Source organism: Methylobacterium sp. FW306-05-D (assembly GCF_058782155.1).
This window is the reverse complement of sequence record NZ_JBYSXL010000038.1, coordinates 1-26383: the sequence shown is the minus strand read 5'-3', so window position 1 is coordinate 26383 and position 26383 is coordinate 1. Positions and strand designations below refer to the sequence as shown.

At 69.8% G+C, this 26383-nt stretch carries 25 protein-coding genes; 16 read left to right on the top strand and 9 right to left on the bottom strand.

The annotated features are described in order from the left end of the window. Positions 1-133: 133 nt before the first annotated feature. Positions 134-1000, top strand: a complete 867-nt coding sequence (gene galU, locus AC3WLN_RS14235) for a UTP--glucose-1-phosphate uridylyltransferase GalU (protein WP_447675494.1) — start codon at positions 134-136, stop codon at positions 998-1000. A 488-nt stretch (positions 1001-1488) separates the two neighbouring features. Here galU and AC3WLN_RS14230 read toward each other — a convergent pair whose 3' ends face one another. After that, complete coding sequence (locus AC3WLN_RS14230; RefSeq protein WP_055953370.1) at positions 1489-1704, bottom strand: hypothetical protein; 216 nt, start codon at positions 1702-1704, stop codon at positions 1489-1491. 438 nt (positions 1705-2142) lie between these two features. On the opposite strand from AC3WLN_RS14230, the gene AC3WLN_RS14225 reads away from it, so the two are divergent. From AC3WLN_RS14225 to AC3WLN_RS14215, 3 genes are all read left to right on the top strand, one after another. Beyond that, on the top strand, positions 2143-3300 hold the full coding sequence (locus AC3WLN_RS14225) for a S1C family serine protease (RefSeq protein ID WP_492482218.1): 1158 nt from the start codon (positions 2143-2145) through the stop codon (positions 3298-3300). 65 nt (positions 3301-3365) lie between these two features. Then, entirely contained in the window at positions 3366-3620 is a 255-nt protein-coding gene (locus AC3WLN_RS14220; RefSeq protein ID WP_492482216.1) for a hypothetical protein, read from the top strand. Next, positions 3617-4294, top strand: a complete 678-nt coding sequence (locus AC3WLN_RS14215; protein ID WP_492482215.1) for a J domain-containing protein — start codon at positions 3617-3619, stop codon at positions 4292-4294. The genes AC3WLN_RS14220 and AC3WLN_RS14215 overlap by 4 nt, the downstream gene beginning before the upstream one ends. Positions 4295-4425: 131 nt before the next feature. Here the strand turns inward: AC3WLN_RS14215 and AC3WLN_RS14210 are convergent, their stop codons facing one another. Further along, complete coding sequence (locus tag AC3WLN_RS14210; RefSeq protein WP_492482213.1) at positions 4426-5928, bottom strand: SPOR domain-containing protein; 1503 nt, start codon at positions 5926-5928, stop codon at positions 4426-4428. 300 nt (positions 5929-6228) lie between these two features. Between AC3WLN_RS14210 and AC3WLN_RS14205 the strand changes: the two genes are divergently transcribed. From AC3WLN_RS14205 to AC3WLN_RS14190, 4 genes are all read left to right on the top strand, one after another. After that, positions 6229-6678, top strand: a complete 450-nt coding sequence (locus tag AC3WLN_RS14205; protein ID WP_492482211.1) for a phasin family protein — start codon at positions 6229-6231, stop codon at positions 6676-6678. Between the two features lie 301 nt (positions 6679-6979). Then, positions 6980-7408, top strand: a complete 429-nt coding sequence (clpS, locus tag AC3WLN_RS14200) for an ATP-dependent Clp protease adapter ClpS (RefSeq protein ID WP_492482209.1) — start codon at positions 6980-6982, stop codon at positions 7406-7408. A 23-nt stretch (positions 7409-7431) separates the two neighbouring features. Next, on the top strand, positions 7432-9906 hold the full coding sequence (gene clpA / locus AC3WLN_RS14195) for an ATP-dependent Clp protease ATP-binding subunit ClpA (protein WP_492482207.1): 2475 nt from the start codon (positions 7432-7434) through the stop codon (positions 9904-9906). A gap of 244 nt (positions 9907-10150) precedes the next feature. Beyond that, positions 10151-10414 (top strand): hypothetical protein, encoded by a 264-nt coding sequence (locus AC3WLN_RS14190; RefSeq protein ID WP_492482205.1) that lies wholly within the window; start codon positions 10151-10153, stop codon positions 10412-10414. Positions 10415-10418: 4 nt separating this feature from the next. Here the strand turns inward: AC3WLN_RS14190 and egtD are convergent, their stop codons facing one another. After that, positions 10419-11393, bottom strand: a complete 975-nt coding sequence (gene egtD, locus AC3WLN_RS14185; RefSeq protein ID WP_492482203.1) for an L-histidine N(alpha)-methyltransferase — start codon at positions 11391-11393, stop codon at positions 10419-10421. A 46-nt stretch (positions 11394-11439) separates the two neighbouring features. Continuing rightward, entirely contained in the window at positions 11440-12711 is a 1272-nt protein-coding gene (gene egtB / locus AC3WLN_RS14180) for an ergothioneine biosynthesis protein EgtB (protein ID WP_492482202.1), read from the bottom strand. Between the two features lie 212 nt (positions 12712-12923). Between egtB and murI the strand changes: the two genes are divergently transcribed. After that, positions 12924-13802: a glutamate racemase gene (gene murI / locus AC3WLN_RS14175; protein ID WP_492482200.1), complete on the top strand. Its 879-nt coding sequence runs from the start codon at positions 12924-12926 to the stop codon at positions 13800-13802. Positions 13803-14010: 208 nt separating this feature from the next. Beyond that, positions 14011-14628 carry a 30S ribosomal protein S4 gene (rpsD, locus tag AC3WLN_RS14170; protein ID WP_055953400.1) on the top strand — a complete coding sequence of 206 codons (618 nt, stop codon included), beginning with the start codon at positions 14011-14013 and terminating at the stop codon, positions 14626-14628. Between the two features lie 100 nt (positions 14629-14728). Here the strand turns inward: rpsD and AC3WLN_RS14165 are convergent, their stop codons facing one another. Continuing rightward, the gene (locus tag AC3WLN_RS14165) at positions 14729-15031 is read right to left on the bottom strand and encodes a hypothetical protein (RefSeq protein ID WP_492482198.1); all 303 of its coding nucleotides are present in this window, start codon (positions 15029-15031) and stop codon (positions 14729-14731) included. A gap of 100 nt (positions 15032-15131) precedes the next feature. Beyond that, on the bottom strand, positions 15132-15887 hold the full coding sequence (locus AC3WLN_RS14160) for a cold-shock protein (protein WP_492482197.1): 756 nt from the start codon (positions 15885-15887) through the stop codon (positions 15132-15134). 379 nt (positions 15888-16266) lie between these two features. On the opposite strand from AC3WLN_RS14160, the gene AC3WLN_RS14155 reads away from it, so the two are divergent. From AC3WLN_RS14155 to AC3WLN_RS14130, 6 genes are all read left to right on the top strand, one after another. After that, positions 16267-16737 carry a response regulator gene (locus tag AC3WLN_RS14155; RefSeq protein WP_056189093.1) on the top strand — a complete coding sequence of 157 codons (471 nt, stop codon included), beginning with the start codon at positions 16267-16269 and terminating at the stop codon, positions 16735-16737. Between the two features lie 148 nt (positions 16738-16885). After that, the gene (locus AC3WLN_RS14150; protein WP_492482194.1) at positions 16886-17986 is read left to right on the top strand and encodes a Ppx/GppA phosphatase family protein; all 1101 of its coding nucleotides are present in this window, start codon (positions 16886-16888) and stop codon (positions 17984-17986) included. Continuing rightward, on the top strand, positions 17983-18699 hold the full coding sequence (locus tag AC3WLN_RS14145) for an RlmE family RNA methyltransferase (protein WP_463776136.1): 717 nt from the start codon (positions 17983-17985) through the stop codon (positions 18697-18699). The genes AC3WLN_RS14150 and AC3WLN_RS14145 overlap by 4 nt, the downstream gene beginning before the upstream one ends. A gap of 370 nt (positions 18700-19069) precedes the next feature. Next, positions 19070-20260 (top strand): alpha-hydroxy acid oxidase, encoded by a 1191-nt coding sequence (locus tag AC3WLN_RS14140; RefSeq protein ID WP_492482192.1) that lies wholly within the window; start codon positions 19070-19072, stop codon positions 20258-20260. A 460-nt stretch (positions 20261-20720) separates the two neighbouring features. Next, complete coding sequence (locus tag AC3WLN_RS14135) at positions 20721-21914, top strand: hypothetical protein (RefSeq protein ID WP_492482190.1); 1194 nt, start codon at positions 20721-20723, stop codon at positions 21912-21914. A gap of 38 nt (positions 21915-21952) precedes the next feature. Next, entirely contained in the window at positions 21953-22477 is a 525-nt protein-coding gene (locus AC3WLN_RS14130) for a hypothetical protein (protein ID WP_492482188.1), read from the top strand. A gap of 4 nt (positions 22478-22481) precedes the next feature. Here the strand turns inward: AC3WLN_RS14130 and AC3WLN_RS14125 are convergent, their stop codons facing one another. The 3 genes from AC3WLN_RS14125 to AC3WLN_RS14115 form a co-directional block, all read right to left on the bottom strand. Continuing rightward, a complete protein-coding gene (locus AC3WLN_RS14125; RefSeq protein ID WP_463776140.1) occupies positions 22482-22904 on the bottom strand; it encodes a DUF779 domain-containing protein in 423 nt (140 codons plus the stop codon). Between the two features lie 113 nt (positions 22905-23017). Then, entirely contained in the window at positions 23018-24538 is a 1521-nt protein-coding gene (gene adh / locus AC3WLN_RS14120; protein ID WP_492482186.1) for an aldehyde dehydrogenase, read from the bottom strand. Between the two features lie 175 nt (positions 24539-24713). Then, the gene (locus AC3WLN_RS14115) at positions 24714-26162 is read right to left on the bottom strand and encodes a serine hydrolase (protein ID WP_492482184.1); all 1449 of its coding nucleotides are present in this window, start codon (positions 26160-26162) and stop codon (positions 24714-24716) included. Between the last annotated feature and the right edge of the window lie 221 nt (positions 26163-26383).

Sequence of the window (26383 nt, the reverse complement as noted above, 5' to 3'; positions counted from 1 at the left end):
TCGGAAACCGAGCTTGTCGGTTATGCCCGTTACGTCGACGCCTCTATCGCCCCCGGCAGTGACGGTTGTATCGAGGCAACGTCAATCCATTCGAGGTCCTCCTCAACCTTTCCTCGCTACCGGGTCCCGCTTGATGAAACCGATTCGCAAAGCCGTCCTGCCCGTCGCCGGCTTGGGCACCCGTTTCCTCCCGGCCACCAAGGCGGTTCCGAAGGAGATGCTCACCGTCGTCGACAGGCCCGTGGTGCAGCACGTCGTCGACGAGGCGCGGGAGGCGGGAATCGAGCACTTCATCTTCGTGACGGGACGCGGCAAGGCGGTCATCGAGGACCATTTCGACGTCGCGTTCGAGCTCGACCGGATGCTGCAGGAGCGCGGCAAGACCGAGGCCTACGAGGCCCTCAAGCGCGACCTGCCGGCCGCCGGCCAGACCAGCTTCACCCGCCAGCAGGCGCCCCTCGGCCTCGGCCACGCGGTCTGGTGCGCCCGGGAGATCGTCGGCGACGAGCCCTTCGCGGTGCTGCTGCCCGACATGCTGAGCCGCGGCTGCATGCAGCAGATGCTCTCCGCCTACGAGCGCCACGGCGGCAACGTCATCGCGGTCGAGGAGGTGAAGCCCGAGGAGACGCACCAGTACGGCATCGTCGGCGTCGGCCAGACCTTCGGCCAGACCTTCGAGATCAACGGCATGGTGGAGAAGCCGAAGGCCGGCACGGCGCCGTCGAACTTCATCATCTCGGGCCGCTACATCCTCCAGCCCGAGATCTTCGACATCCTGTCCCACGGCGAGACCGGTGCCGGCGGCGAGATCCAGCTCACCGACGCCATGATCAAGCTCGCCAAGGACCAGGCCTTCTTCGGCATGCACTACCAGGGCCGGACCTACGATACCGGCTCCAAGCTCGGCTTCCTCACCGCCAACATCGCCTACGCGCTGGAGCGCAAGGACCTCTCCGACGCGCTCAAGGCGGAGATCGCACAGCTTCTGAGCGAGCACTAGCCGCCGCCGGGAGGGCGACGCCGCGGGCCGGGCCGACTCGCGGAGGCCGGACGGGCCGGAGGAAGAATCTGCCTTGAACGACGTGCAAAGCCCTTGCATTTTGTGCGACGCACTTTAAATTGTGCATTGCAGGACTGCGATGGCGTCGCGGTTCAGCAGCCCTTCTTGGGCGTTTCCTCCCTAGACTTCGGGCCGCTCTTCGGAGCGGCCTTTTTTTCGTGCGCCGTCCGGACGAGCCGGCACAGGCCGAGGAGCACGGCCGCCGCAGGGACGGTCGCGTCGCGGCCGGCGCTTCGATTCGGGGAAGGTGATATCGGCGGGTCGATGGACCTGCACGCGACCGACAAGGCGGGGTCGCGGAGCCAAGCTCGGCATGGGGCGCCGCAGGAGATCGATGGCGGCCTCTCGCGGAGGCGCGCGGGCCGGCCGCGCACGGGGCGGCGGTCGGCTCGCGGGGCGACGGGCGCGGAACGCGCCGGCGAAGTCTCTCAGTTCAGGTAGGTGCGGATCCAGTTCGGCGAGAGGACCTCGCCGTCCTCGGTGATGATCCAGGGCTGCTTGGCCGGATCGGACAGGGCGCCGGCCGCGGCCTCGATGGCTTCGCGCAGGGTGCGGTAGCGGGCGGGCTGGGCGAGGGGCGCCGGGACCGGAGCGGTGCGCCAGATCGTCAGATCGGCGGGGCGTTCCAGGGCTTGGGTTTCCATGGGTCTCAATTCCTTCAATCGTGAGGGTCGTTCCCCGCGATGCCGGATGTCCGGCGAGAGGTCTGTACGACCTCGAACCTGAACATTCGCTGCGGGACGTCTATCCGGGTGAATGGAAGCATCTCTAAGGCAGCTTTGAGGTCATTTCGGACGAGGATGAAATCATCATCCGGGCCTGAACGCTCCCTCCCTCATACAAAGCACACCGTTGTTGATCAGCGCGCAGAATATGGCTGCTTTTGGACGCCCTCTCGTTCTGTTTGTCGCTTCGACTGACACTGTCGAGCCGATGTTTATCTTTGGTCGTCACGGCCTTCGGTGTGCTGTCGCACCCTGATCCGTGACGGGACCTCTCCAGTTGAAGGGCATTGCGTCACCGCCCAGTTAATGGGGCGCCGTTGCGCTGCGGATTTCGCCGCATGGTGAAGAGGATGACACATGCCCGATTCCTACCCGCCGCGGCCGGCGGATCGGTTCCTGCGCTGGGCGGCCGGGGCGGCCCTCGTCCTGCTCGCGCTCTTCGTGGCGCAGCCCTACCTGACCGGCTTCCTGTTCTCCGCCGATGCCCCGCGGGCGATCACCGCCCGGGGCGACCTGGCGCCGGCCGAGACCGCGACCGTGGACCTCTTCGCCCGGGCCAGCCCGTCGGTGGTCCACGTCTTCGTCCAGGCCGCGGCCAGGGGACGGGCCCTGATGGGGGTGGACGACGAGACCGGTGAGCAGGGCGGCGGCTCGCAGACGGGAACGGGCTTCATCTGGGACGCGGCCGGGCACATCGTCACCAACAACCACGTGGTCGCGGCCGCCGCGCAAGGGGGCAGCTCCGTCGCCGTGCGCCTGTCCTCGGGCGAGGTGGTGTCGGCCACCCTCGTCGGCGCCGCGCCGAGCTACGACCTCGCGGTTCTCCGCCTCGGGCGGACCACCGCCCCGCTGCAGCCCCTGGCGGTCGGCACCTCGTCCGACCTGAAGGTCGGGCAATCGGTCTTCGCCATCGGCAACCCGTTCGGCCTCGACCACACCCTCACCACCGGCGTGATCAGCGCGCTGCAGCGGCGCCTGCCCACCAGCGCGGGCCGCGAGCTCTCGGGCGTGATCCAGACCGATGCGGCGATCAACCCGGGCAATTCCGGCGGACCGCTCCTCGATTCCGCCGGCCGCCTCATCGGCGTCAACACCGCGATCTTCTCCCCCTCCGGCGCCAGCGCCGGCATCGGCTTCGCGATCCCCGTCGACGTGGTGAACCGGGTCGTGCCCGAGCTGATCCGCAACGGCCGGACCCGCAATCCCGGCATCGGCATCATCGCCGGGCAGGAAGCCACCGCCGCCCGGCTCGGCATCGACGGCGTCGTGGTCCTGCGCGTGCTGCGCGGCTCGCCCGCCGCCGCCGCCGGCCTGCAGGGGGTCGATGCGCAGACGGGCGAGATCGGCGACATCATCGTCGGGGCCGGCGACAGACCGGTCCACCGCCTCGCGGACCTCACCGCCGCCATGGAGGCCGCCGGCCTCGGCAACGCGATCGACCTCACCGTGGAGCGCGACGGGCGAACGCGCCGCGTCCGCGTGACCACCACCGACGTGGCGGAGAGCCGGCTCTGAGGCCGCCCCCTCGTCACGACGCGCGGCGCTCGCTAAAGCGACGGATCGATCAGCGAAGGCGATCCATGATCCGGCCCCGTTCTCCCCTCGTCGTCCTGCTCTGGCTCGCCGGCGTCCTCAGTGCCGGCGCGGTCGAACGCACGCCGCCGCATCTCTGCCCCGAGAACGCGCCCGAAGGGGTCCGCCTGCCGCCGCAGCCGGGATGCGCGAGCGCCCGTCCGAGACCGTCGGCACCGGACGCGCAGGGCTTTCGCGACCTCGGCGGCGTGAAGTTGCGCGTCGGCGGCCGGGTCGGCGCCGAGTACGGCATCGGCCGGTGACCTTTCTCGCCGGAGCGGTCGCCCTTCTTCTGGTCTGGTGGTTCGGGCGGACCCTGCGCCTGCGGCACCCCGCCCTGACGAGCCGCGTCCTGCGCCGGGTCGGCGGCTACGTCGCCCTGGCGGCGGCGGGGCTGTTCCTGGTGCGGGGCCGCATCGAGCTCGCGATCCTCTTCGGCGCCGGTGCCGTCTGGCTCCACGAAGGCGTGGGCGGCCTGGACAAGCGGGTGCGGGGTTTCGCCGCCCGCTACGATCCGCGGCGGCTCACGGGCGCGACCATCCGCTTCGATGCGGCCGGGGAGGGGGTCGCCCTGGCCGGGCCCTATGCCGGTCAGCCGCTCTCGGTGATTCCGCTGCCCGCCCTCCTCGCCCTGTTCGGACGCGACGCGGCGACGGCGCGGCGCCTAGAGGCGTATCTCGACCGCCGGCATCCCGGATGGCGTGTACACGCTCAGGGCGATCCCGACCCGGGGCCGCGCCGCGCGGCGTATCCAGGGGCGATGACGGAGCAGGAGGCCTATGAGATCCTGGGGCTTGAGCGCGGGGCGACCCTGGAGCAGGTCCGCGCGGCTCACCGGACGTTGATGAAACGGCTGCACCCCGACCAGGGAGGCACGGCCGAGCAGGCGGCCCGCGTCAACGCGGCCCGTGACAGGCTTAACAACCGACATCGCTGATACTCCACGCGCGTTGCCAGACAGGGAATGTCGAAGGTGCGGCCGTCCGGCGACAGGAGCCCGGGCGGCCGTCTGCTGTTCCGGGTCGCGCGACGGCGATCCCGGTCCCTTGCGAACCCGTCAGCGTGAACTCAGCTGCGGGTGGCGAAGCAGTTGAAGCCGTTACGCTTCAGGGCGTTGCAGGCGTCCTGCGCGGTGTCCTGCTCGGCGAAGCCCGAGAAGCGGGCCCGGAACAGCGTGGCGCCGCCATGCTCGACCTTCACGGTGTAGGGCGACGCCTTGGCCAGCGTGCTGCCGACGCGGCTGCGGGCCTCGGAGAGCATGGACTTCGCCTTGTCCTCGTCGTCCATGGCTCCGAGCTGGATCACCCAGGCCGTGGGGGTGATGCGCGCGCCGGCCACCGGCTTCGGGCCCTCGCTGCGCGGGCCGTCGACGGACGCGAGGCGGGCGTCGGTCTTGCCGCCGGCCGGGAAGGCGGCCTGCCCGTTCGCGGGCGCATAGGCCTGGGCCGAGGCCGGGAGCGCACCGGAGCGCCACTTCATGCCGGCGCTGCCGGGGGTCGTCGTGGCGCTGCGGTTCGGTGAGATGTCGAGGGGCTGGCCGGCGCGCAGGGTCGAGGCCGTGGTCTCCACGTCCTCCTCGTCGTCCGCGGAGGCGACCTGGGTGCGGGTACGCGAGGCGCCGTCGGCGACCACCGCAGGGCGGGCGCGCTCGGCGACCTCGGTGGTGGCGGGGGTCTGGCGGGCGCCCGCATAGGCGCGGGGCAGGGATTGGCGCACGAGGTCCGCCATGATGCGGTCGCGGCTGGCGCCGGACTTGCCGCCCAGCACGATCGCCACGATCTGGCGGTCGTCGAGCTTGGCCGCCGTCATCAGGTTGAAGCCGGAATCGCGGGTGTAGCCGGTCTTGATTCCGTCCACGCCCTGGACGTTGCCGAGGAGACGGTTGTGGTTGCCGATGACCCGGCCGCGGAAGGCGAAGGAGCGGGTCTGGAAATAGCGGTAGTAGCGCGGGAAGCGGTCCTGGATCGCCCGGGCGAGGATCGTCAGGTCGCGCGCCGTGGTGATCTGGTCCGCATCCGGCAGGCCGGAGGCGTTGGCGTAGTGGGTGCGGCTCATGCCGAGCGCCTTGGCCTTCTGCGTCATCATCTCGGCGAAGCGGGATTCCGAGCCGGCGATGTTCTCGCCGATGGCGCAGGCCACGTCGTTGGCCGACTTGGTGACGATCGCCTTGATGGCGTCCTCGACCTCGATGGTCGAGCCCGGACGCAGGCCGAGCTTCGAGGGCGCCTGGGAGGCGGCGAAGGACGAGATCGTGAGCGGCGATTCGAGGGTGTAGCGCCCGCGCTCCAGCTGCTCGAACAGCATGTAGAGGGTCATCACCTTGGTGATCGAGGCCGGGTGGCGCAGCGAATCCTCGTTGATCGCGTGCAGCGTCTTGCCCGTCTTCACGTCCACCACCATGGCGGCGTAGGGCGGGTTGTAGCCGCCACCCCCGCCACCGCGATGGTGATGGCCGCGGCGCGCCTCGGCCGGAGAGGCGAGGGCGGCCAGAACGGCCGCCGCCGCGATCGCGGCCGTGAGAGCGGGAACCCTGGCGGGCGCCCGGCCGTCGCGGGGAGTATGGCTACGCATCACGACTCACTGCCTCGACATGCACGACCCGCGGGCCGGCTTGCACCGCAACATCTCGGCGGGGAGGGCGACCGTGCCGCCGTTACCCCGCAACATCTGTCAATCAGGCTAGGTGGACGCAGTTACGGCCCGGTTAATGCTGCGGGACCAATTCGCCGGATCGCGGCCCATGGTGCACTGCAATATATCGCTTGACGTTTCATGGTGCATCGCACACATAAACGGCACGGGCCGCGTTCGGCCTCGCGGGCATCTGCCCGGCACATCAGGGTAAGCCCCACGGGGCGGAAGGATCACCAGATGACCCAAATGTACGAGAAGGCCGCCGAGCTGAACAAGACCGGCCTCGCCACCATGATGAAGGGCGTCTCGTCGCTCGCCAAGACCAACCAGACGGCCGGCATCGAGATCGCCGACTTCGCCAAGGAATCCTACAGCGCCGGCGCCGAGACCATGAAGAAGCTGGCCGGGGCCCGGACGCTGCAGGCCGCCCTCGAGATCCAGGCCGAGTACCTCAAGGCCTCCTTCGAGCGCCTCCAGAGCCAGGCCAAGGTGATGATCGAGCTCTACCAGGGCCTCGCCCAGGAGGTCGGCGCCCCGCTGCAGGCCCAGGCGCCGTTCGACATGAAGACCCTGTTCGATCCGAAGGCTTTCTTCGATCCCAAGACGTTCTTCAACCCGAAGGCATTCGACCTGAACTCCTTCCCGAAGCTCCCCGGCTTCCCGGCGGTCGACCAGAAGGCCGCCTGACGTCCGGCCTCCCGGGCGCGGTCGGGCCGCGCCAAGGAGGCTTTCCCGATTCTCCCCTCCGGCCCCGTGCGAGCGATCGCGCGGGGCCCTCCGCGTTCAGGACCTGGCGACGGGGGCCGGTGCCCCGAAAGCCCCCACGCAATGCCGGACCGTGGCAGTCTCGGACAAGTGCGCGCAGCCGACTGGCGAAGCGACCGAACGCCCTATAGATTACTGGCGATGCGAGCGCGCCTCGCCGGCGCGACCCGCGGATGAGCAGCCAACGAGCAGCATGCCGCACCAAGGGGTCGATGCGATTCAGATGACCGACGTCCTGATACGGGGCAGCGAATCCTCACGCGCGGACGGCCCCGAGATCCACAGTCTTCACCGGCGTTTCGCGGATGTGCGGGCGGCGGACGAGCCACGCGAGCCCGGCGGTACGGATGACGGACGGTCCGGGACCGCCATCATCACCCGCACCAAGCCGAAGACCAAGCGACCGAGCCTCTACCGGGTTCTCTTGCTGAACGACGACTACACACCCCAGGAGTTCGTCGTCCACGTCGTCGAGAAATTCTTCAACAAGTCGCAGGAAGTCGCGTTTCAGATCATGATGCACGTGCACCACAACGGTGTCGGCGAGTGCGGGATCTTCACGTACGAAGTTGCGGAGACCAAGGTGACGCAGGTCATGGACTTCGCCCGCAAACACCAACATCCTCTCCAGTGCGTTATGGAAAAGAAATAGGCACCCCACACAGAGGCCACGCTTTGCCCAGCTTCTCTCGCAGCCTAGAACAAGCTCTCCACCGCGCCCTGGCGCTCGCCGGCGAGCCCCGGCACGAATATGCGACGCTGGAGCATCTCCTGCTCGCCCTCGTGGACGATCAGGACGCGGCGGCCGTCATGCGGGCCTGCAACGTCGAGGTCGACACGCTCAAGCGCAGCCTCGTGGAATACGTCGACACCGAGTTGTCGAACCTGATCGGGGACGGCCGCCAGGATGCCAAGCCGACGGCCGGCTTCCAGCGGGTGATCCAGCGCGCGGTGATCCACGTGCAGTCCTCCGGGCGGGAGGAGGTCACGGGCGCGAACGTGCTGGTGGCGATCTTCGCCGAGCGCGAGAGCCACGCCGCGTACTTCCTGCAGGAGCAGGACATGACGCGCTACGACGCGGTCAACTACATCAGCCACGGCATCGCCAAGCGACCCGGCGCCTCCGAGGCCAAGCCCGTGCGCGGGGCGGATGACGAATCCGCCTCCGAGCGTCCGAGCGGCGACGAGGGCGAGGGCCGCACGAAGAAGAAGGGCGACGCCCTCGAGGCCTACTGCGTCAACCTCAACAAGAAGGCCCGCGACGGCCGGATCGACCCGCTCATCGGCCGCGAGGCCGAGGTGCAGCGCACGATCCAGATCCTCTGCCGCCGCCAGAAGAACAACCCGCTCCTCGTGGGCGAGCCCGGCGTCGGCAAGACCGCCATCGCCGAGGGCCTCGCCCGCAAGATCATCAACAAGGAGGTGCCCGAGGTCCTCATCGAGGCCACGGTGTTCTCCCTCGACATGGGCACCCTGCTGGCCGGCACCCGCTATCGCGGCGACTTCGAGGAGCGCCTGAAGCAGGTGATGAAGGAGATCGAGGCGCATCCGAACGCGGTGCTCTTCATCGACGAGATCCACACGGTGATCGGCGCCGGCGCCACCTCCGGCGGGGCGATGGACGCCTCGAACCTCCTCAAGCCCGCGCTGGCCAACGGCAGCTTACGCTGCATCGGCTCGACCACCTACAAGGAGTACCGCCAGTACTTCGAGAAGGACCGCGCCCTGGTGCGCCGCTTCCAGAAGATCGACGTCAACGAGCCGTCGATTCCCGACGCGATCGAGATCGTGAAGGGCCTGAAGCCGTATTTCGAGGAGTTCCACAAGCTCAAGTACACCACCGAGGCCGTGAAGGCCGCGGTCGAGCTGTCGGCGCGCTACATCAACGACCGGAAGCTGCCGGACAAGGCGATCGACGTCATCGACGAGACCGGCGCCTCGCAGATGCTGGTGCCGGAGGCGCGCCGCAAGCGCACCATCGGCGTCAAGGAAATCGAGGCGACCATCGCCACCATGGCCCGCATCCCGCCGAAGACCGTCTCGAAGGACGACGCGGTGGTTCTCAAGAACCTCACCGAGAACCTGAAGCGGGTCGTCTACGGTCAGCCGAACGCCATCGACGCCCTGACCTCGGCGATCAAGCTGGCCCGTGCCGGCCTGCGCGATCCGGACAAGCCGATCGGCTCCTACCTGTTCGCGGGCCCCACCGGCGTCGGCAAGACCGAGGCCGCCAAGCAGCTCGCCGCCTCCCTCGGCGTCGAGATGCTGCGCTTCGACATGTCGGAGTACATGGAGCGGCACACGGTCAGCCGGCTCATCGGCGCGCCCCCCGGCTATGTCGGGTTCGACCAGGGCGGCCTGCTGACGGACGGCATTGACCAGCACCCGCACTGCGTGCTGCTCCTCGATGAGATCGAGAAGGCGCATCCGGACCTGTTCAACATCCTGTTGCAGGTCATGGACCACGGCAAGCTGACGGATCACAACGGCAAGCAGGTCGATTTCCGCAACGTGATCATTATCATGACCACGAATGCGGGCGCCTCCGACCTCGCGCGCTCGGCCTACGGCTTCACCCAGGCCAAGCGCACGGGCGACGACGTCGAGGCGATCAACAAGCTGTTCGCGCCGGAATTCCGCAACCGGCTCGACGCGATCATCTCCTTCGGCCACCTGCCGAAGGACGTGGTGGCGAAGGTGGTCGACAAGTTCGTCCTCCAGCTCGAGGCGCAGCTCGCCGACCGCAACGTCACCATCGAGCTCTCGGACGAGGCGCGCGAGTGGCTGACCGAGAACGGCTACGACGACGCGATGGGCGCCCGGCCGATGGCCCGCCTGATCCAGTCGACCATCAAGACGCCCCTGGCCGACGAGGTCCTGTTCGGGCGGCTGAAGGATGGCGGCGCGGTTCGGGTCGTCCTGCGCAAGGGCGAGGGCGCGGAGAAGGACGGGCTCGGCTTCGAGTTCCCGGCCGGTCCGGTCACGCCCAAGCCCGAGAAGGACGTCGCCAACGCGGCCAAGAAGCACAAGCGCACGAAGGCCAAGGCCTCCGCCCGCAAGACGAACGACAAGCGCGACGACAAGGGCGGCCCGAGCGGCGGGTCCGGCGGCGTCCGCACCGTTCCGAAGGTGCCGCTGGTCAAGGCCTAAGGGGTCACGGCCCGGGACCGGTCACGGCGATCGGCCCGGGGCGGACCAGCGAGCATCGAACCGGCCTCTCCCGATGGGAGGGGCCGTTTTTTTCAGGCCCCGCGGGTGGCGGAAAAACCGCGTCCGGCGGTCGACACGGGGTCGCCGGATGGTTAGCAAGCGCGGGAACGGAGAGCGGGTACTGCGAGAGACTGGCCGGATACGCCTCCCCATCGCTGAGATCGGTTGAGGAGGGGCGTCCCCGATGAACGACTTGCACGAGGGCCCCCTCACGCCGATCGCGACCAAGCAGCCCCCGGCCCCCAAGCTCACGGCCCGCGAGCAGCGCCGCCTGCGGCGCAGACGCCGCCGGCGGGGCGAGGAGATCCTGGGCTGGATTCTCGTCCCGCTGATCGTCGTCGGGATCTACTGGGGCGTCACCGCCGCGCTCGACTTCCTCGGAACCTCGCCGGGCCAGCTCTGGGACCAGCTGATGCAGGTCAAGGCGATGATGGAGAAGAAGAGCTGATCCCTCAGCCCCGCCGGAGGGCGTGGATCGAGAACAGCCGGTCGGGATCGGTCCAGACCGCCTCGGCCCGCCAGCCGGCCTCGCCCGCCAGGGCACGGAACCGCTCGACCGTGTACTTGTAGCTGTTCTCGGTGTGGATCGTCTCGCCCTCGGCGAAGGCGATCGCCCGGTCGGCGATCCGGATCGTCTGCGCCTTCAGGCTGACGAGATGCATCTCGATGCGGGACGCCTCCGGATTGAAGAAGGCCCGGTGGGCGAAGGCGTCGAGATCGACCTCTGCGCCGAGTTCCCGCCGCATCCGCACGAGCAGGTTGCGGTTGAAGGCCGCCGTCACGCCGGCCGCGTCGTCATAGGCGGCATCGAGCAGCGCCTTCTCCTTCACCAGGTCGACGCCGATGATCAGGGTCGCGCCGGCGCCGAGCACCCGCCCGAAATGGGCGAGGAGCCGGGTCGCCTGCGGCGGCTCGAAATTGCCGATGGTCGAACCGGGGAAGAACCCGGCCACCGGTCCCTCGGAGAGGCCGGCGGGCAGGGTGAAGGCGCGGGTGAAATCGGCCGCGACCGGGGCGATCGTCAGGGTCGGGAAATCGCGGGCGAGGGCTTCGGCCTCGCTCAGGAGGAAACTTTCCGAGACGTCCACGGGCACGTAGGCGGCCAGATCCGGCCGATGCGCCATCAGGCGCCGGACCTTGATGGTCGACCCGCTGCCGAGCTCGACCAGGTTGGCCCGCGCCGGCAGGGCGGCGGCGATGGAGGCTCCCTGCGCATCGAGGATGCCGAGCTCCGTGCGGGTCGGGTAGTATTCCGGCTGCCGCGTGATCGCCTCGAACAGGTCCGAGCCCGCCGCGTCGTAGAAGTACTTCGCCGAGAGGAACTTCTGCGGCGCCGAGAGGCCGGCCAGCACGTCGTCCAGGAACTGGCGCTCGGCGTCGATGGCGGCGATCGGGGTCGCGTCCGTGAAGACGGGATTGATGGTCAAGGGACGTCTCCGGGTACGCGACGATTCAGGGAACGGGGTCGGGGAGTCAGGCCCGGGCGTCCGACAGGCGCAGGCCCGTGAACTGCCAGCGCTGATGGGGATAGAAGAAGTTGCGGTAGCCGACCCGCGCGTGGCCCCGCGGCGTCGCCACCGAGGAGCCGCGCAGGACGAACTGGTTCGACATGAACTTGCCGTTGTACTCGCCGAGTGCCCCGTCCACCGGGCGGTAGCCCGGGTAGGCGGTGTAGGCGCTGCGGGTCCACTGCCAGACCAGCCCGAAGGCGTCGCCGAGCAGGTCGGCGCGGGCCGCCACCTCCCACTCGAACTCGGTGGGCAGGTCCCGCCCGGCCCAGCGGGCATAGGCGTCGGCCTCGTAGTAGCTGATATGGGTGACGGGCAGGGCGGGATCGACCGGGCGGATGCCCGCGAGGGTCATGCTGGCCCAGCCGCCCTCGGCTTCCCGCCAGTAGCCCGGCGCTTCCCAGCCCTCGGCCTGGGCGGCGATCCAGCCGTCCGAGAGCCAGAGTTCGGGGCGCGCGTAGCCGCCATCGGCCATGAAGTCGCGCCACTGCGCGTTGGTGACCAGGGCCCGGTCGATGGTGCCGCCCTGGATCAGCGCATCGTGGCGCGGCGACTCGTTGTCGAAGGAGAAGCCCTCGCCGGCATGGCCGATCGGCTCGATGCCCCGGCGCAGCTCGGCCTTGCCCGACCGGCCCTGGGCCTCGGGAAAGCGCCAGCCTGCGTCGTAGGCCGGTCCGAGCGGGTTCTGCGCGAAGGCATGCAGGATGTCGGTTACCAGCAGTTCCTGGTGCTGCTGCTCGTGGTAGAGCCCGATCTCGAGGACCGGGAGCACCGCCTCTAGGGCGCTCGCCGAGGCTTGGCCGAGGAGCGCGGCGACGGCGCGGTCCACATGCGCGCGGTAGGCGGCGACCTCGTCCGCCGTCGGGCGGGTGATCAGGCCGCGCAGGATGCGCGGCTGACGCGGACCGGCGGCGACGTAGTACGAGTTGAACAGGTAGTGCAGCCGCTCGTCGTAGATGGCGTAGCCCGGCAGATACTCGCGCAGCAGGAACTGCTCGAAGAACCATGTCGTGTGCGCGCGGTGCCACTTGGTCGGGCTGGCATCGGCCATCGACTGGACCTGCTGGTCCTCCGGGGAGAGCGGCGCGGCGCGGCGCTCGGTCTCGTCGCGGACATGGTGGAAGGCCGCGATCCAGGCCGCGCGATCCACCGGGGCAGCCGAGAGGGGCGGGGGCGGGAAGGCGGATCGACCGGGCTCGGCCCCAGAGGTCTCGCGAAACGCTGCCGTCGCTGCCATGGCGACCACTCCCAGACTCGGATGTTCAAACTCGAACGTGAGAGGGGAGATATGGCCGCGCGCGCATTCGGCAACGGAAGCCCGGCGGGGTCCTTCGTCGCGGCCACGCTCCGCCGCCGGATCGATCGCCTTTTTGCCGCCACGGTGACCACCCCTTAACCCTCCGGGGCCGACATTGACCCGTTGACGCGGGACAGTCGGGCCGGGCTCGGATGCGGATCGATCTCATGGCAGGAGCGACCACGGCGGCGGTGGCGCGGAACGTGGCGCCGGCGCCCACCATCCTGGTGTTCGATTCCGGGCTGGGCGGCCTGACGGTGCTCGAACAGGTCCGGCGCGCCCGGCCGGATGCCGCCTACGTCTACGCCGCCGACGATGCCGCCTTTCCCTACGGGCGCCTGTCCGAGCCGGTGCTGGTGGAGCGGGTGCTTGGCGTGATGGAGCGCCTGATCGGCCTCCACGCCCCGGATCTCGTCGTGGTGGCCTGCAACACCGCCTCGACTTTGGTCCTGCCCGCCCTGCGCCAGCGCTTCGCGACGCCCTTCGTCGGCGTGGTGCCGCCGATCAAGCCGGCGGCGGAGGCGACGCGCTCCCGGGTGGTCAGCCTGCTGGCGACCCCCGGCACCGTGGCCCGCGCCTACACCCACGAACTCATCGAGACCTATGCGGGGGCGTGCGCCGTCACCCTGGTGGGCGCCCCGAACCTCGCCGGCTTCGCCGAAGCCGAACTGGCCGGGCTGCCCGTCGACGACGCGGCCCTGGCCCGCGAGATCGCACCCTGCTTCGTCACCCTGGAGGATGGCCGGCGCACCGACGTGGTCTGCCTCGCCTGCACCCACTATCCGCTCCTGCTCGCCCGGTTCCAGGCCCTCGCGCCCTGGCCCGTGACCTGGATCGACCCCGCGCCCGCCATCGCCCGGCGCGTGACGCAGCTGATCGGGCCGAGCCCCCGCGCCCCGGGCCGGGACGACGCAGCGGTGCTCGGCGCCTTCACGAGCGGCGCCGGCCTGACCTCGCCGCTGCGCCGCTCCCTGGAGGAGCGCGGCATCGGCCGCGTCGCCGTCGAGGCCATGCCCCTTGGCCTGCAATAGACGATCGGCAGCCGGCTCGGCATTGACGGCGGCGGTGGCGTGCTCTAACGAGGCGCCGGTAACGGGGCTCCGACGAGGGGCCCCGCTGCATTTTCAAGCGCACCCGTGGGCGGCAATGTCCGTCCTGTCGTTCCGCTTCAGGCTCCCGGGCCCGGCGGAAAGAGGAGGGCGCGTTCCTCGATAGATCTCCATTGCGAGAGGAACCGCGATGTCAAAACGCATTCAGGCGAAGCATAAGCTCGATCGCCGCATGGGCCAGAACATCTGGGGCCGCCCGAAGAGCCCCGTGAATCGCCGCGAGTACGGCCCCGGCCAGCACGGCCAGCGCCGCAAGGGCAAGATGTCCGACTTCGGCACGCAGCTGCGCGCCAAGCAGAAGCTCAAGGGCTACTACGCCAACATCACCGAGAAGCAGTTCCGCCGCTACTACGCCGAGGCGATCCGCCTGCGCGGCGATTCCGGTGAGAACCTGATCGGCCTGCTCGAGCGCCGCCTCGACGCCGTCGTGTACCGCGCGAAGTTCGTGCCGACCCCGTTCGCGGCCCGTCAGTTCGTCAACCACGGCCACGTCAAGGTCAACGGCCAGCGCGTGAACATCGCCAGCTACCTCGTGAAGCCGGGCGACCTGATCGAGGTCAAGGATTCCTCGAAGCAGCTCGAGATCGTCGTCGTGGCCGCGCAGCTCGCCGAGCGCGACGTGCCCGACTACATCGAGGTGGATCACTCCAAGATGACGGCCCGCGTCACCCGCGTGCCGAACCTCGGCGAGGTTCCCTACCCGGTCCAGATGGAACCGAACCTCGTGATCGAGTTCTACTCGCGCTGATCCCACCGGGTCATCGTCGACGATACGGAAAGGGCCGCCCGCGAGGGCGGCCCTTTCCCGTTGTGGGCGAGCCCGCGGAAAGACCCCGCCGGCCGGTCCCTCAGCGAGGGAGGGCGGCGGCGCCCTGGGACGCGCGGTTGCGCGACTGCAGGGCGCGGGACGCGTCGCGGGCGCTCGGCGGAAGCCCGGCATCCGCCGCAGTCGCGGGGCCGTCGCCCGGCGCACCCGGCGCGGCGAGCCCGGGCCGATCGCGCCCGCCGGTCTCGAAGCCGTAGCCCGCATTCACGCCGGCATAAAAACCCGTGAAGTCCTCCGCCGCGGCCGGGGCGTTGGCCGCCAGGCCGGCGAGGCCGATCAGTGCGAGGAGGGCGGTCCGCATCCCGGTCTCCGAAGGCGATGTCATGGCGATGTCATGGGGTGAAACGCGAAACGGCGGCCCGGATGGGGGCCGCCGCTTCAGTCATGCCGTGAAAGGTGGCCGCAGCGCGGCCAGCCCGGGACGATCAATCGTCGACGTTGATGCTCTGGGCCTCGCGGCCCTTCTGGCCCTCGACGACGCCGAGGACGACCTGCTGGCCTTCGGCCAGGGAGTCGAGGCCGGCACGGGAGAGGGCGGAGCGGTGCACGAACACGTCCTTGCCGCCGTCGTTGACGGAGACGAAGCCGAAGCCCTTGGCCGGGTCGTACCACTTCACGGTGCCGGTCATCTCGGTGGACGGGCCGCTGGCGAAGCGGCCGCCGCCACGATCGCCACCGCGGTCGCCGTAGCCACCACCGCCGCCATAGCCGCCGCCACCGCCGAAGCGGTCGCCGCCGCCGAAGCCGCCGCTGCGGGGCGGACGCGCGTCGCGCATGGGAGCGGCCTCGGCCGTGGAGGTGTCGACGCTGGTGACGTCGGTCACCTGCGGACCCTTCTGGCCCTGGGCGGTGTGAACCGTCAGGCGCGTGCCGGGCAGGAGGTCGGCATGGCCAGCGGCTTCGACGGCGCGGATGTGGAGGAAGGCATCGCCCGAGCCGTCAGCCAGCTCGACGAAACCGAAGCCTTTCTCCTTGTTGAACCACTTGACCGTCGCATCGCGCTCCGGTCCAGAGGGTGCCGCGGCGGCGCGCGACGGACCACGGTCGAAACCGCCGCCACCGCCGAAACCACCACCGTAGCCACCGCCGCTCGGAGGAGCCTGATCCGGCCAACGCGGCTCGGCTCCACCCTCATCGAAGCCGCGCTTCTGCGGCCCCCGAAAATCACGACCACGTCCCATAGAAAGCTCGCAAAAACCGTCCGCCGACCATCAGTTTCGATAACCGCGTGCGCGCCATCCCAGACAGCCCACGCTCCGCACTATCATTACTCCCAGCAGCGGTGACCAAGAATAACGCCTTAGTCCTGACTGAAAGACGCCTTGATCGCAAGATGCATCTGTCCCGGTTGGCGAGGGTTCCGTAACTTTCCTGCGGCAAAATGCGTAGCTTTTTTACGCACCCGTGCCCGTGCCGGCCGCGGTGCCCGCGCCTTGGGCAATTCTCCGACGGCCCGATCGAATCGATTGTCCGGCCGATCTTAGCAAAACGCAAAGTCTCGGCCGCTAGGGTGGGCACGGGGCAGGTCCGCCCCGAGCCACCGGGTCCGACGCCGCACCGATGATCGCCACGCCGAGTTTTCCGGATCTCTCCGCGCTCGTGGTCGACGAGAGCCTGTATATCCGCCGCATCGTGCGCGACATGCTGATGCGCGTCGGGATCAAGCGGGTCCTCGAGGCGCCGGACGGGGCGGAGGCCCTCGGCGTCCTGGCCGAGAGCAAGCCCGACCTGACGATCATCGACTGGGATCTCGCCATCCTCTCCGGCGAGGAGTTCATCCGGCTCGCCCGGACGCCTACCACCTCGCCGTCGCCCACCGTACCGATCATCCTGATGCTGGCGCAGCCGCGCCGGAACGTGGTCGACCGGGCGATATCGCTCGGCGTCAACGAGATCATCGCCAAGCCGTTCTCGCCCAAGACCCTGTGGTCGCGCCTCGACGAGGTGATCAACCGGCCCCGTCCCTTCTCCCAGGTGAAGAGCCTGCTCCGGCCGGTGCCACGCATGGCCGCCGCGGGCAAGCTCGGCTGACGCTCCGTTCCAGCCGCCGAAATCATCCCCGATCCGTGCGCCCCGGCGATCGAGGCTTTGCAGTTTACCGGGGAGACCTGTAGCGTCGCGAGAACGTGTTGGTCCGGCTCTCCGCCTGGGACCACGATCGGGGATTTCGGCTCGGCCGATGAGGGAAGAGAGCGCCGCGACCATGCCGGCCCGCCCGAGCGGCGGGAAGACGCCGTCATCGGCACCGGACGCGCACGCCGATGCGCCGGGCACCCCGGGACGCGCGAACCGTCGCAGCGCCTATGCCGCCCTCGACCTCGGCACCAACAATTGCCGCCTCCTCGTAGCCGAGCCGGCCAGCCACGGCTTCCGGGTCGTCGACGCCTTCTCGCGCATCGTCCGCCTCGGCGAGGGCCTGGGCAGCTCCGACCGCCTGAGCGAGGCCGCCATCGAGCGCACCCTCGAGGCCCTGCGGGTCTGCAAGGCCAAGATGCAGGCCCGCGGCGTCGTGCGCGCCAAGATCATCGCCACCGAGGCCTGCCGCCTCGCGGTGAACGGGGCCGCGTTCGTCGAGCGCGTGCGCAACGAGGTCGGTCTCGACCTCGAGATCGTCGACCGCCAGACCGAGGCCTACCTCGCGGTGACGGGCTGCGCCGCCCTGGCCGACCCCTACTCCGAATCGGTGGTGATCTTCGACATCGGCGGCGGCTCCACCGAGATCGCCTGGCTCGACGGGGCGGCCACGAACCCCTCCGCCGACCCGACCCTGCGCATCCGCGCCTGGGATTCCCTGCCCGTGGGCGTCGTCACCCTGGCCGAGCGCCATGGCGGCTCGAACGTCACCCGCCTGACCTTCGAGGGCATGGTGGAGGAGGTGGCCGACCTCCTGGCGCGCTTCGCCATCCGGGCGGCGCCGGCGGCCAATGCCCGGCACTTCCACCTGCTCGGCACCTCCGGTACGGTGACGACGCTGGCGGCGATGCACCTGCGCCTCGCCCGCTACGAGCGCCGGCGGGTCGACGGCCTGTGGATGAGCGACGCCGATGTCGGCGAGGCCATCGACGACCTCCTCGACACCCGGCTCGAACAGCGCGCGGACAATCCCTGCATCGGGCGCGACCGCGCGGACCTGGTGCTGGCGGGCTGCGCCATCCTGGAGGCGATCCGGCGGGCGTTTCCCTCCGATCGCCTGCGCATCGCCGATCGCGGCCTGCGCGAGGGCCTCTTGATGAACATGATGCGCGAGGACGGCGTCTGGCGCCGTGGGAGCTACCGGTGAGTGACAGGCGTGGTGCCGGCGCGGGTCTGCGCGGCGAACTCAAGCAGCGGGTCAAGACGGGGCGGGGCCGCACCGCCTCGCAGAAGCGCTGGCTCGAGCGCCAGCTCAACGACCCCTACGTGGCCCGGGCCAAGCGGGAGGGCTACCGTTCGCGCGCGGCCTTCAAGCTCATCGAGATCGACGAGCGCTTCAAGCTGCTGAAGCCCGGCCAGCGCATCGTCGATCTCGGCGCGGCCCCGGGCGGCTGGTCCCAGGTGGCGGCCAAGATCGTCGGCGCCAGCGGCAAGATCGTCGGCATCGATCTCCTCGAGATCGAGCCGATGGTCGGCGTCGACTTCATCACCCTGGACTTCCTCGCCCCCGAGGCGCCGAAGCTGCTGACGGACCTGCTCGGGGGCCCAGCCGACCTCGTCCTCTCCGACATGGCCGCCAACACCACCGGCCACAAGCAGACCGACCACCTGCGCATCATCGGCCTGGCCGAGACGGCGGCCGAGTTCGCCCGCGAGATCCTGGCGCCTGGGGGGTCCTACCTCGCCAAGGTGTTCCAGGGCGGCACCGAGGGGACCCTGCTGGCCGACCTGAAACGCGACTTCGCCAGCGTCCGCCACGTGAAGCCGAACGCGAGCCGGGCCGATTCGAGCGAGCTCTACGTGCTCGCCTCCGGATATCGCGGTCCGGCCGGTGCCGCCCTCGACCCGCGCGACGCCTGACGCCCGCCGCGAAAACCGAGTCGTCGAAGCTTGATCGCGCTGCGCTCGACGCAGAGCGGGAGGGAACGGCTGCGAATTCTCGACTGACGAGACCTTGCTCCGCGAGCCTCCGACGCACCCGATAGGGCGTGAATACTGATCTTAGTACTATATCTCTCGAATCTTATGGACATATAGAAATATAGATCCACTTGCGGAGCTTGCGCAGCGCAACACGATTGGTGCAGGACAACATCTCCACGAGATCGTTCTGTGAGCCTGCCTCATGTCCAAGACGTTTCCCCGTCAGTCCGGCTCCGAGACTGAAAAACGAATTCACCGCCGCGCGTTCTTGGAGTTCCTGTCGGCCAGCCCCGTGGTGGCGCCATCGATGGCGAGCGCGCTGGCCGGTCTCTCGGTCCTCGGCAGCGAGGCCGCCATGGCCCAGAGCTACGACGTCCTGCGCCAGTCTCCCGCCAATATCGGCGCGATCATCGACGATCCGAGCCAGGCCCTCAACGTCTTCGATTTCGAACCGGCCGCGAAGAAGGCCCTGCCTCCGGCCCATTACGGCTACCTCGCCAGCGGCGTCGACGGCGACGAGACCCTGAAGGCGAACCGCGAGGGATTCGAGAAGATTCGCATCCGGGTGCGCCGCCTGATCGACGTGCGCAGGATCGACACCACGGTGAAGATCTTCGGCGAGACCTGGGCGAGCCCGATCGTCCTGGCCCCGGTGAGCAGCCAGGGCGCCTTCCACCCCGAGGCCGAGTCGGCCGTGGCGCGCGGCGCCAAGGTCAAGGGTCACCAGATGATCCTGTCCACCGTGGGCAGCACCGCGATCGAGGACGTGATCAAGGAGCGCGGCGCGCCGGTCTGGTACATGCTCTACCCCACCGACGACTGGGCGGTGACCGAGGCCCTGGTGAAGCGGGCCGAGAAGGCCGGCGCCCCCGCCATCGTGCTCACGGTCGACCGCCAGGGCGGCCGCAACACCGAGACGCTCTTCCGCGAGCGCCGGCTGGACACGCGCAACTGTTCGGATTGCCATACCCCCGGCTTCAAGAACGAGGTCAGCCGCAAGCCGATGTTCGACGGCATCGACGTGTCGAAGGTCACCAACCTCTACGGCACCGGCATGACCTGGGACTACGTGAAGCGCCTGCGGGGCATCGTGAAGGGCAAGCTCGTCCTCAAGGGCATCGTCACCCACGAGGATGCCCGGAAGGCCCTCGACTACGGCATCGACGCCCTGATCGTCTCGAACCACGGCGGCCGCGCCGAGGAGAGCCTCGAAGCGACGATCGATGCGCTGCCGGAGGTGGTCAGGGCGGTCAACCGCAGGGTGCCCGTCCTCGTCGATGGCGGCATCCGCCGCGGCACCGACGTCATCAAGGCCCTGGCCCTCGGCGCCGACGCCGTCTGCATCGGCCGCCCCTACGTCTGGGGCCTGGCCGCCTTCGGCGAGCCCGGCGTCACGGCGGTGCTGGCGATCATGCAGCGCGAGTTCGAGACCATCATGCGGCAGGTCGGCGCCACGAAGCTCTCCGAGATCACCGCGGCCAGCGTCAGCCGCGCCTGAACGAACGGGCGGCGCGGCCGATCGGGTCGCCGTGACCGGAACGTCGCTCCCCGGGCCGCCCGGGGAGCGACGAGGCCGCACAGAGGCGTGACCTCGGCACCCTCACGTCTGGCCGTCCTCTTTCGGCGACCCTGTTCGCCAGCCCTCGGGCGCGGGCGAACGGGCCTTCGACGTGACCGGAACGCGACCGCGAACGGCCTCGGACGCCCCTGTTCGATCCGCTTCGGCGCGAAGATGTGCCAGTCGCCGCCCCGGCGAAGGCAGGAATCAGTATCGATCCGCACCGGCGGTGAGATTCGACGGCCTCCGGACTGCGCGACATTACGCCTTCATTAGCTCTGACCGACGCGAACATTGGCGAGGCCGGGCGGAGCAAGACTTTCTCCACGCTCGGCACGCTACATCGGCAAACCTGACCCGGGCACCTGTCCCCGGACGCGCAGGCGATGCGGAGCTGCCCATGTTCTCCCGGTTTCTGGTGTCCCTGCTCGCGGCCGGGCTCGGGTTCGGCGCGACCGCCGCGTCGGCCAAGGACGTTCCCGTCGCCAAGGTCAAGGATTGGGAGATCAGCCGCAGCGGAGGGGGCGACAAGGCCAAGTGCCTGATGGCGCGCGGCTACCAGGACCCGGACGACGAGAATGCCAGCTCGGTGGTCGTGGCCACCCATCCCGGCCTGCTCATCCTTTCCCTCGGCTACCAGGGCTGGTCGCACGACAAGGGCAACCGGACCGTCGTGCTCCTGGCCGGGGGGAAGGTGATCGACCCGCGCTCCAAGTGGAAGGCGGACGGGACCCAGATGACGGGCGAGTTCCCGGACACGCTCCTGCCCCATCTCCTCGACGCCGACGCCATCGTGCTGCGCTTCAAGGACGGCGACGCCGACTTCAAGATCCCGGCCTTCGCGCAAGCCTTCGACGCCCTGAAGCGCTGCAACGGAGGTCCGGCGGAGGCCGCGGCGGAACTCCCGTCGGAGGGGCGGATCGCCAACTATGCCAGCGGGCTCTTCTTCCAGAAGGCGCTGAAGGATTGCGACGTCGCGAGCACGGGCAAGCAGCGGGCCGAGCTCGACGCCAAGCTCGCGGCGATGCGCCCGGAGATGAGCCCGATCCAGGCACTGATCGACATCGAACTCGGCAAGCGCTTCAACGACCCGAAGGAGCCGTTCTGCCCGAAGCCGGACGATGCGGCGGGGTTCGGCACAGCCCTCGGCCAGTACCTCGTCCTGTCCCCGGAAGCCTTCGCGGCCGAGACGGAGCGGCGCCAGAGCGAGAAGAGGGCGGCCGCGCGGCCCCCGGAGACCCGGATCAAGGTCTACGGGATGGGCCTGATCTTCCAGAAGCTCCTCGCCAGTTGCGAGATCCCCACCACGGCGCGGCAGCGGGCCGATTTCGATGCCAAGCTCGCCGCCCTGGCGCCCGAGATGGCGCCGGTCCTGGGCGAGATCCAGGGCAAGCTGCAGCCGACCTTCGCCAAGCCGGACGGCGAGCTCTGCGCCGCCTTCCGCGACCTCTCGGACGATCCGCAGCCCATCCTGGCATTCTCGACCCGGACGCCCGAGGATTTCGCCACCTTCATGGATGCCCGCGAGGCCGCCAGGTCGGCGGCCAAGCCGACGGAGCCGGCGGAGCCGCCGGTGCCCGGCGCCAAGCTCTGAGCCGCGACCAAACCCCCATTCCAACCGGAGCCCCCCTCATGAAGCGCCCGTCGCCGACCCGGTCCTGGCTGTTCGGCCTCCTCGCCGGTCTCGTTCCCGCAGGGGTCGCGGGGGCCCAGGAGCGTCCCCTGTTCGAGAGCCTGAACGGCTGGCAGGTGGAGCGGGCCACCAGCATCACCGGCAGTCCGTCCTGCGTGATCGTGCGGGCCTATGTCGACGAGGACGATGACGACGCCGACAATGCCGTCACCTTCGCGCTGGAGAACAAGGCGCTCGTCGTGGTGCTGACCTACGGCAAGTGGCGGCACGACAGGGACGAGAAGATCGTGGCCGCCACCGAACTCGGCGGCAAGACCGTGAGCGCCAAGTCGACCTGGACCGGCAACGGCACCCAGCTCGTCGGGACCCTGCCGGCCCCCCTTGCCGAGAGGGCCGCGGAATCCGAGGAGATCCTGATCAAGGGCAAGGGCTGGAAAGCGGGGTTCGACCTGACCGGCGCCGCCGACGCCTTCGCGGCGATGAAGCGCTGCAATGCCGGCGGGGCGGCCAAGCCGCGGACCTGAGGCCTCAGATCCGGCAGGCGCCCTCCAGCGCCGTGTTCTCGGCCTCGGTGAAGACGCGGGAGCGGATCAGGAAGCGCTGGTCGCGCCCGTTCTCCAGGGAGAACATGCCGCCGCGGCCGCGCACCACGTCGAGGATGAGGTGCGTGTGCTTCCAGACCTGGAATTGCGGCCGGCTGATCCAGAAATCGGCCCCAGCCACGGTGCCGAGATGGACGTCGCTGTCGCCGGTGAGGAAATCGCCCACGGGATAGCACATCGGCGACGAGCCGTCGCAGCAGCCGCCCGACTGGTGGAACATCACGGGGCCGTGCTCGGCCCGCAATTCCTCGATGAGCGCGATGGCGGCGGGGGTCGCGGTGACGCGCAGGGGCGTCCCGTCGGCGCCGGCCTGGTCGGCGGTGGTCGGGTCGAGGGCGGTCTCGCTCATCGGGCGGTCTCCGGGGCGGGTCATTCGGGAGAGATAGGGCGGAAGACGAAAAAGCCCCGGCCGTCATCCGGCCGGGGCAAGTCTCACGCGGGTCTGCGTGGCCTGAACGGGTCCTAGAAGAAGCCGAGCTTCTTGGCCGAGTAGCTGACCAGCATGTTCTTGGTCTGCTGGTAGTGGTCGAGCATCATCTTGTGGTTCTCGCGGCCGATGCCGGACTGCTTGTAGCCGCCGAAGGCCGCGTGGGCCGGGTAGGCGTGGTAGCAGTTCGTCCAGACGCGGCCGGCCTGGATGGCGCGGCCGAAGCGGTAGGCGCGGTTCCCGTCGCGGGTCCAGACGCCGGCGCCGAGGCCGTAGAGGGTATCGTTGGCGATGCTCAGGGCGTCGGCATCGTCCTTGAAGGTCGTCACCGAGAGGACGGGGCCGAAGATCTCCTCCTGGAAGATGCGCATCTTGTTGTGGCCCTTGAACACCGTGGGCTTCATGTAGAAGCCCTCGGCGAACTCGCCCTCCTTGACGTTGCGCTCGCCGCCGGTGAGGCACTCGGCGCCTTCCTGGCGGCCGATGTCGACGTAGCTGAGGATCTTCTCCAGCTGCTCCGAGGAGGCCTGGGCGCCGATCATCGTGGCGGGATCGAGGGGGGACCCTTGCGTGATCGCCTCGACGCGCTTGATCGCCCGCTCCATGAAGCGGTCGTAGATCGACTCATGCACCAGGGCGCGGCTCGGGCAGGTGCAGACCTCGCCCTGGTTGAGGGCGAACATCGTGAAGCCCTCCAGCGCCTTGTCGAAGAAGTCGTCATCCTCGTTGGCGACATCCGCGAAGAAGATGTTCGGCGACTTGCCGCCGAGCTCGAGCGTCACCGGAATCAGGTTCTGCGAGGCGTACTGCATGATCAGCCGGCCCGTCGTCGTCTCGCCCGTGAAGGCGATCTTGGCGATGCGGGGCGAGGAGGCCAGCGGCTTGCCGCACTCGAGGCCGAAGCCGTTGACGATGTTGAGCACGCCCGCGGGCAGCAGATCGGCGATGAGCTCGACCACCACGAGGATGGAGGCCGGGGTCTGCTCGGCGGGCTTGAGCACGATGCAGTTGCCGGCCGCCAGCGCCGGGGCGAGCTTCCACACCGCCATCAGGATGGGGAAGTTCCACGGAATGATCTGGCCGACGACGCCGAGGGGCTCGTGGAAGTGGTAGGCGACGGTGTCGTGGTCGATCTCGGAGATCGAGCCTTCCTGCGCGCGGACGCAGCCGGCGAAGTAGCGGAAATGGTCGATGGCGAGGGGGATGTCGGCGTGGGTCGTCTCGCGGATCGGCTTGCCGTTGTCCCAGGTCTCGGCCAGCGCGATCAGGTCGAGGTTCTCCTCCATCCGGTCGGCGATCTTGTTCAGGATGCGGGCGCGCTCGCCCGGCGCGGTGCGGCCCCAGGCCTCCTTGGCGGCATGGGCGGCGTCGAGGGCCTTGTCGACGTCGGCGGCATCCGAGCGGGCGACCTCGCAGATCACCCGGCCGGTGATCGGGGAGGTGTTCTCGAAGTAGCGTCCCGCCACCGGCGCGACCCACTGGCCGCCGATGAAGTTCTCGTAGCGCGCCGAGAAGGGCGACTTCGTACCCTGGTTGAGAAATTCCGGCTTGTTCATCGCGTATCCTCCTGATTGTTCTTATGGGCCGCAGCCAAGGCCAGACGCCGCGCCAAATCAAGGTGGACTTTTGGCCAACGGACGGGCGCGGCTCGGATGATCGGTGCGCCCGATGGCGTCGCGGCGCGGGCCGGATGGTAGACCCGTTCGGACGGATTGGCGACCCGGACCGGTCTCAGGGCGGCGTCAGGCGCGCCAGGCGGCGGTTGCCGATGCGCCGCGCCGTCTGGGCGTCGATGCGCGGACCCGAACGGGCGCCGCCGGCCAGGTCGAGGAGCAGGCCCGTCGCCCGGCCGTCGGGCTCGATGTCGAGGGCGATGCGGGTCCCGTCCGGGGCCACGAAGACGCGGTCGCTCTCCGGCGCCAGGACGAGGCGCCCCGGGCCGGCCCCGCGGGCGACGAGCCGGTCCCCCTCGCGGGCGAGGGACACCACGGCGCGCGGACCGGTCCGGTAGAAGGCGACGTAGCGGTCGAGCACGGCGGCCGGCACCGCGATCTCGGTCGCCTCCGGCCGCCCGAGGGCGAGGGCGCCGAGGCGGCGGGACAGGGTCTGGGCCGGCGCGGTCTCGGTGTTGCCGAGGACCACCACGCTCAGACCGAGATCCGGATAGCTGTCCTTGATCGCCGAGAAGCCGTTCAGGAACCCGCCATGGGACAGGAGGCGCTCGCCGTAGGCCCGGCCGACATAGAGGCCGAGCCCGTAGCCGTGGCCGCCGTCCCGGACCATCTCGGCGAGCGCGGCCGGCCGCAGGACGCGGCCGGAGAACAGCGCGGCGTCCCAGGCCACGAGGTCGTCGAGGGTGGAGACGAGCCCGCCGGCCCCCAGCGCGGCCGCCGGCACCACGGGCGGCGCGTTCCGCCACTGCCCGGCGACCCGGTGGTAGCCCGCGGCGCGCCGCGCGATCACCGCCTCGGGGTCGGCGTCGCCCGTGTCCGCGAGGCCGGCGGGAGCGAGGACGAGGCGGTTCAGGGCCTCGGCGAAGGGCGCGCCGGCGGCGCGCTCGACGATCGCCGCCAGGAGGATGTAGCCGGTGTTGCTGTATTCCTGGGCCGAGCCCGCCGGGAACAGCAGCTCCTCGCGAAACAGTCGGCCCACCACCCCCATCGGGGTCCGAGCGGCCCGGGCGAGGGTGGTCGGGTAGTCGGGGAGCGCCGTCACGTTGGGCAGGCCCGCCGTGTGGTCGAGGAGCATCCGCAGGGTGATGGGCGCCCAGGTCGTCGGCAGGCCCGGCATGTGCCGCGCGGCCGGGTCGTCGAGATGCAGCCGCCCGGCCTCCTGCAGCGTCAGGATCGCGGCGGCCGTGAACTGCTTCGTCAGGGAGGCGATCCGGAACCGGGTCTCGGGGGTGTTGGGCACGCACCATTCGCGCTGCGCGGCGCCGTAGGCCTGCCGGAACAGCACCGCCCCGTCGCGGGCCACGATCACGGCGCCGGAGAAGATCCCGGCCCGGGCGTAGGGCCGCACCAGGGCGTCGGCCCGCTCGGCGAAATCCGCCCGCTCGGTCACGTCGGCCTGGGGCGAGGCCGGACCGGGATCGGAACCCGTCCCGGCCGCCGCGGTCCGGACCGGGAGGAGGGCGCCGAGGAGCGCGAGTTGGACGATGCGGCGACGCGTCTCGTGCATGCTGCCGCTGCTCCGCTCCCGACCGCGCCGCCAGGTCGGCGCCCGGTCACGGTTCCCCGGAATTGTGGCACGAGCGCGCCGGCCGGCCCGCGCGGCAGCCATGCGGCGGCCCCGATGGCCCCGCCGCCCCGAAGGCACCAAGACCCCGGCCAAACGTTCTGGCTCGGACGGTGATCCGCCGTGCCGCCCCAGCCCCCCGAGGAACCGTCCCAGGTGAGCAC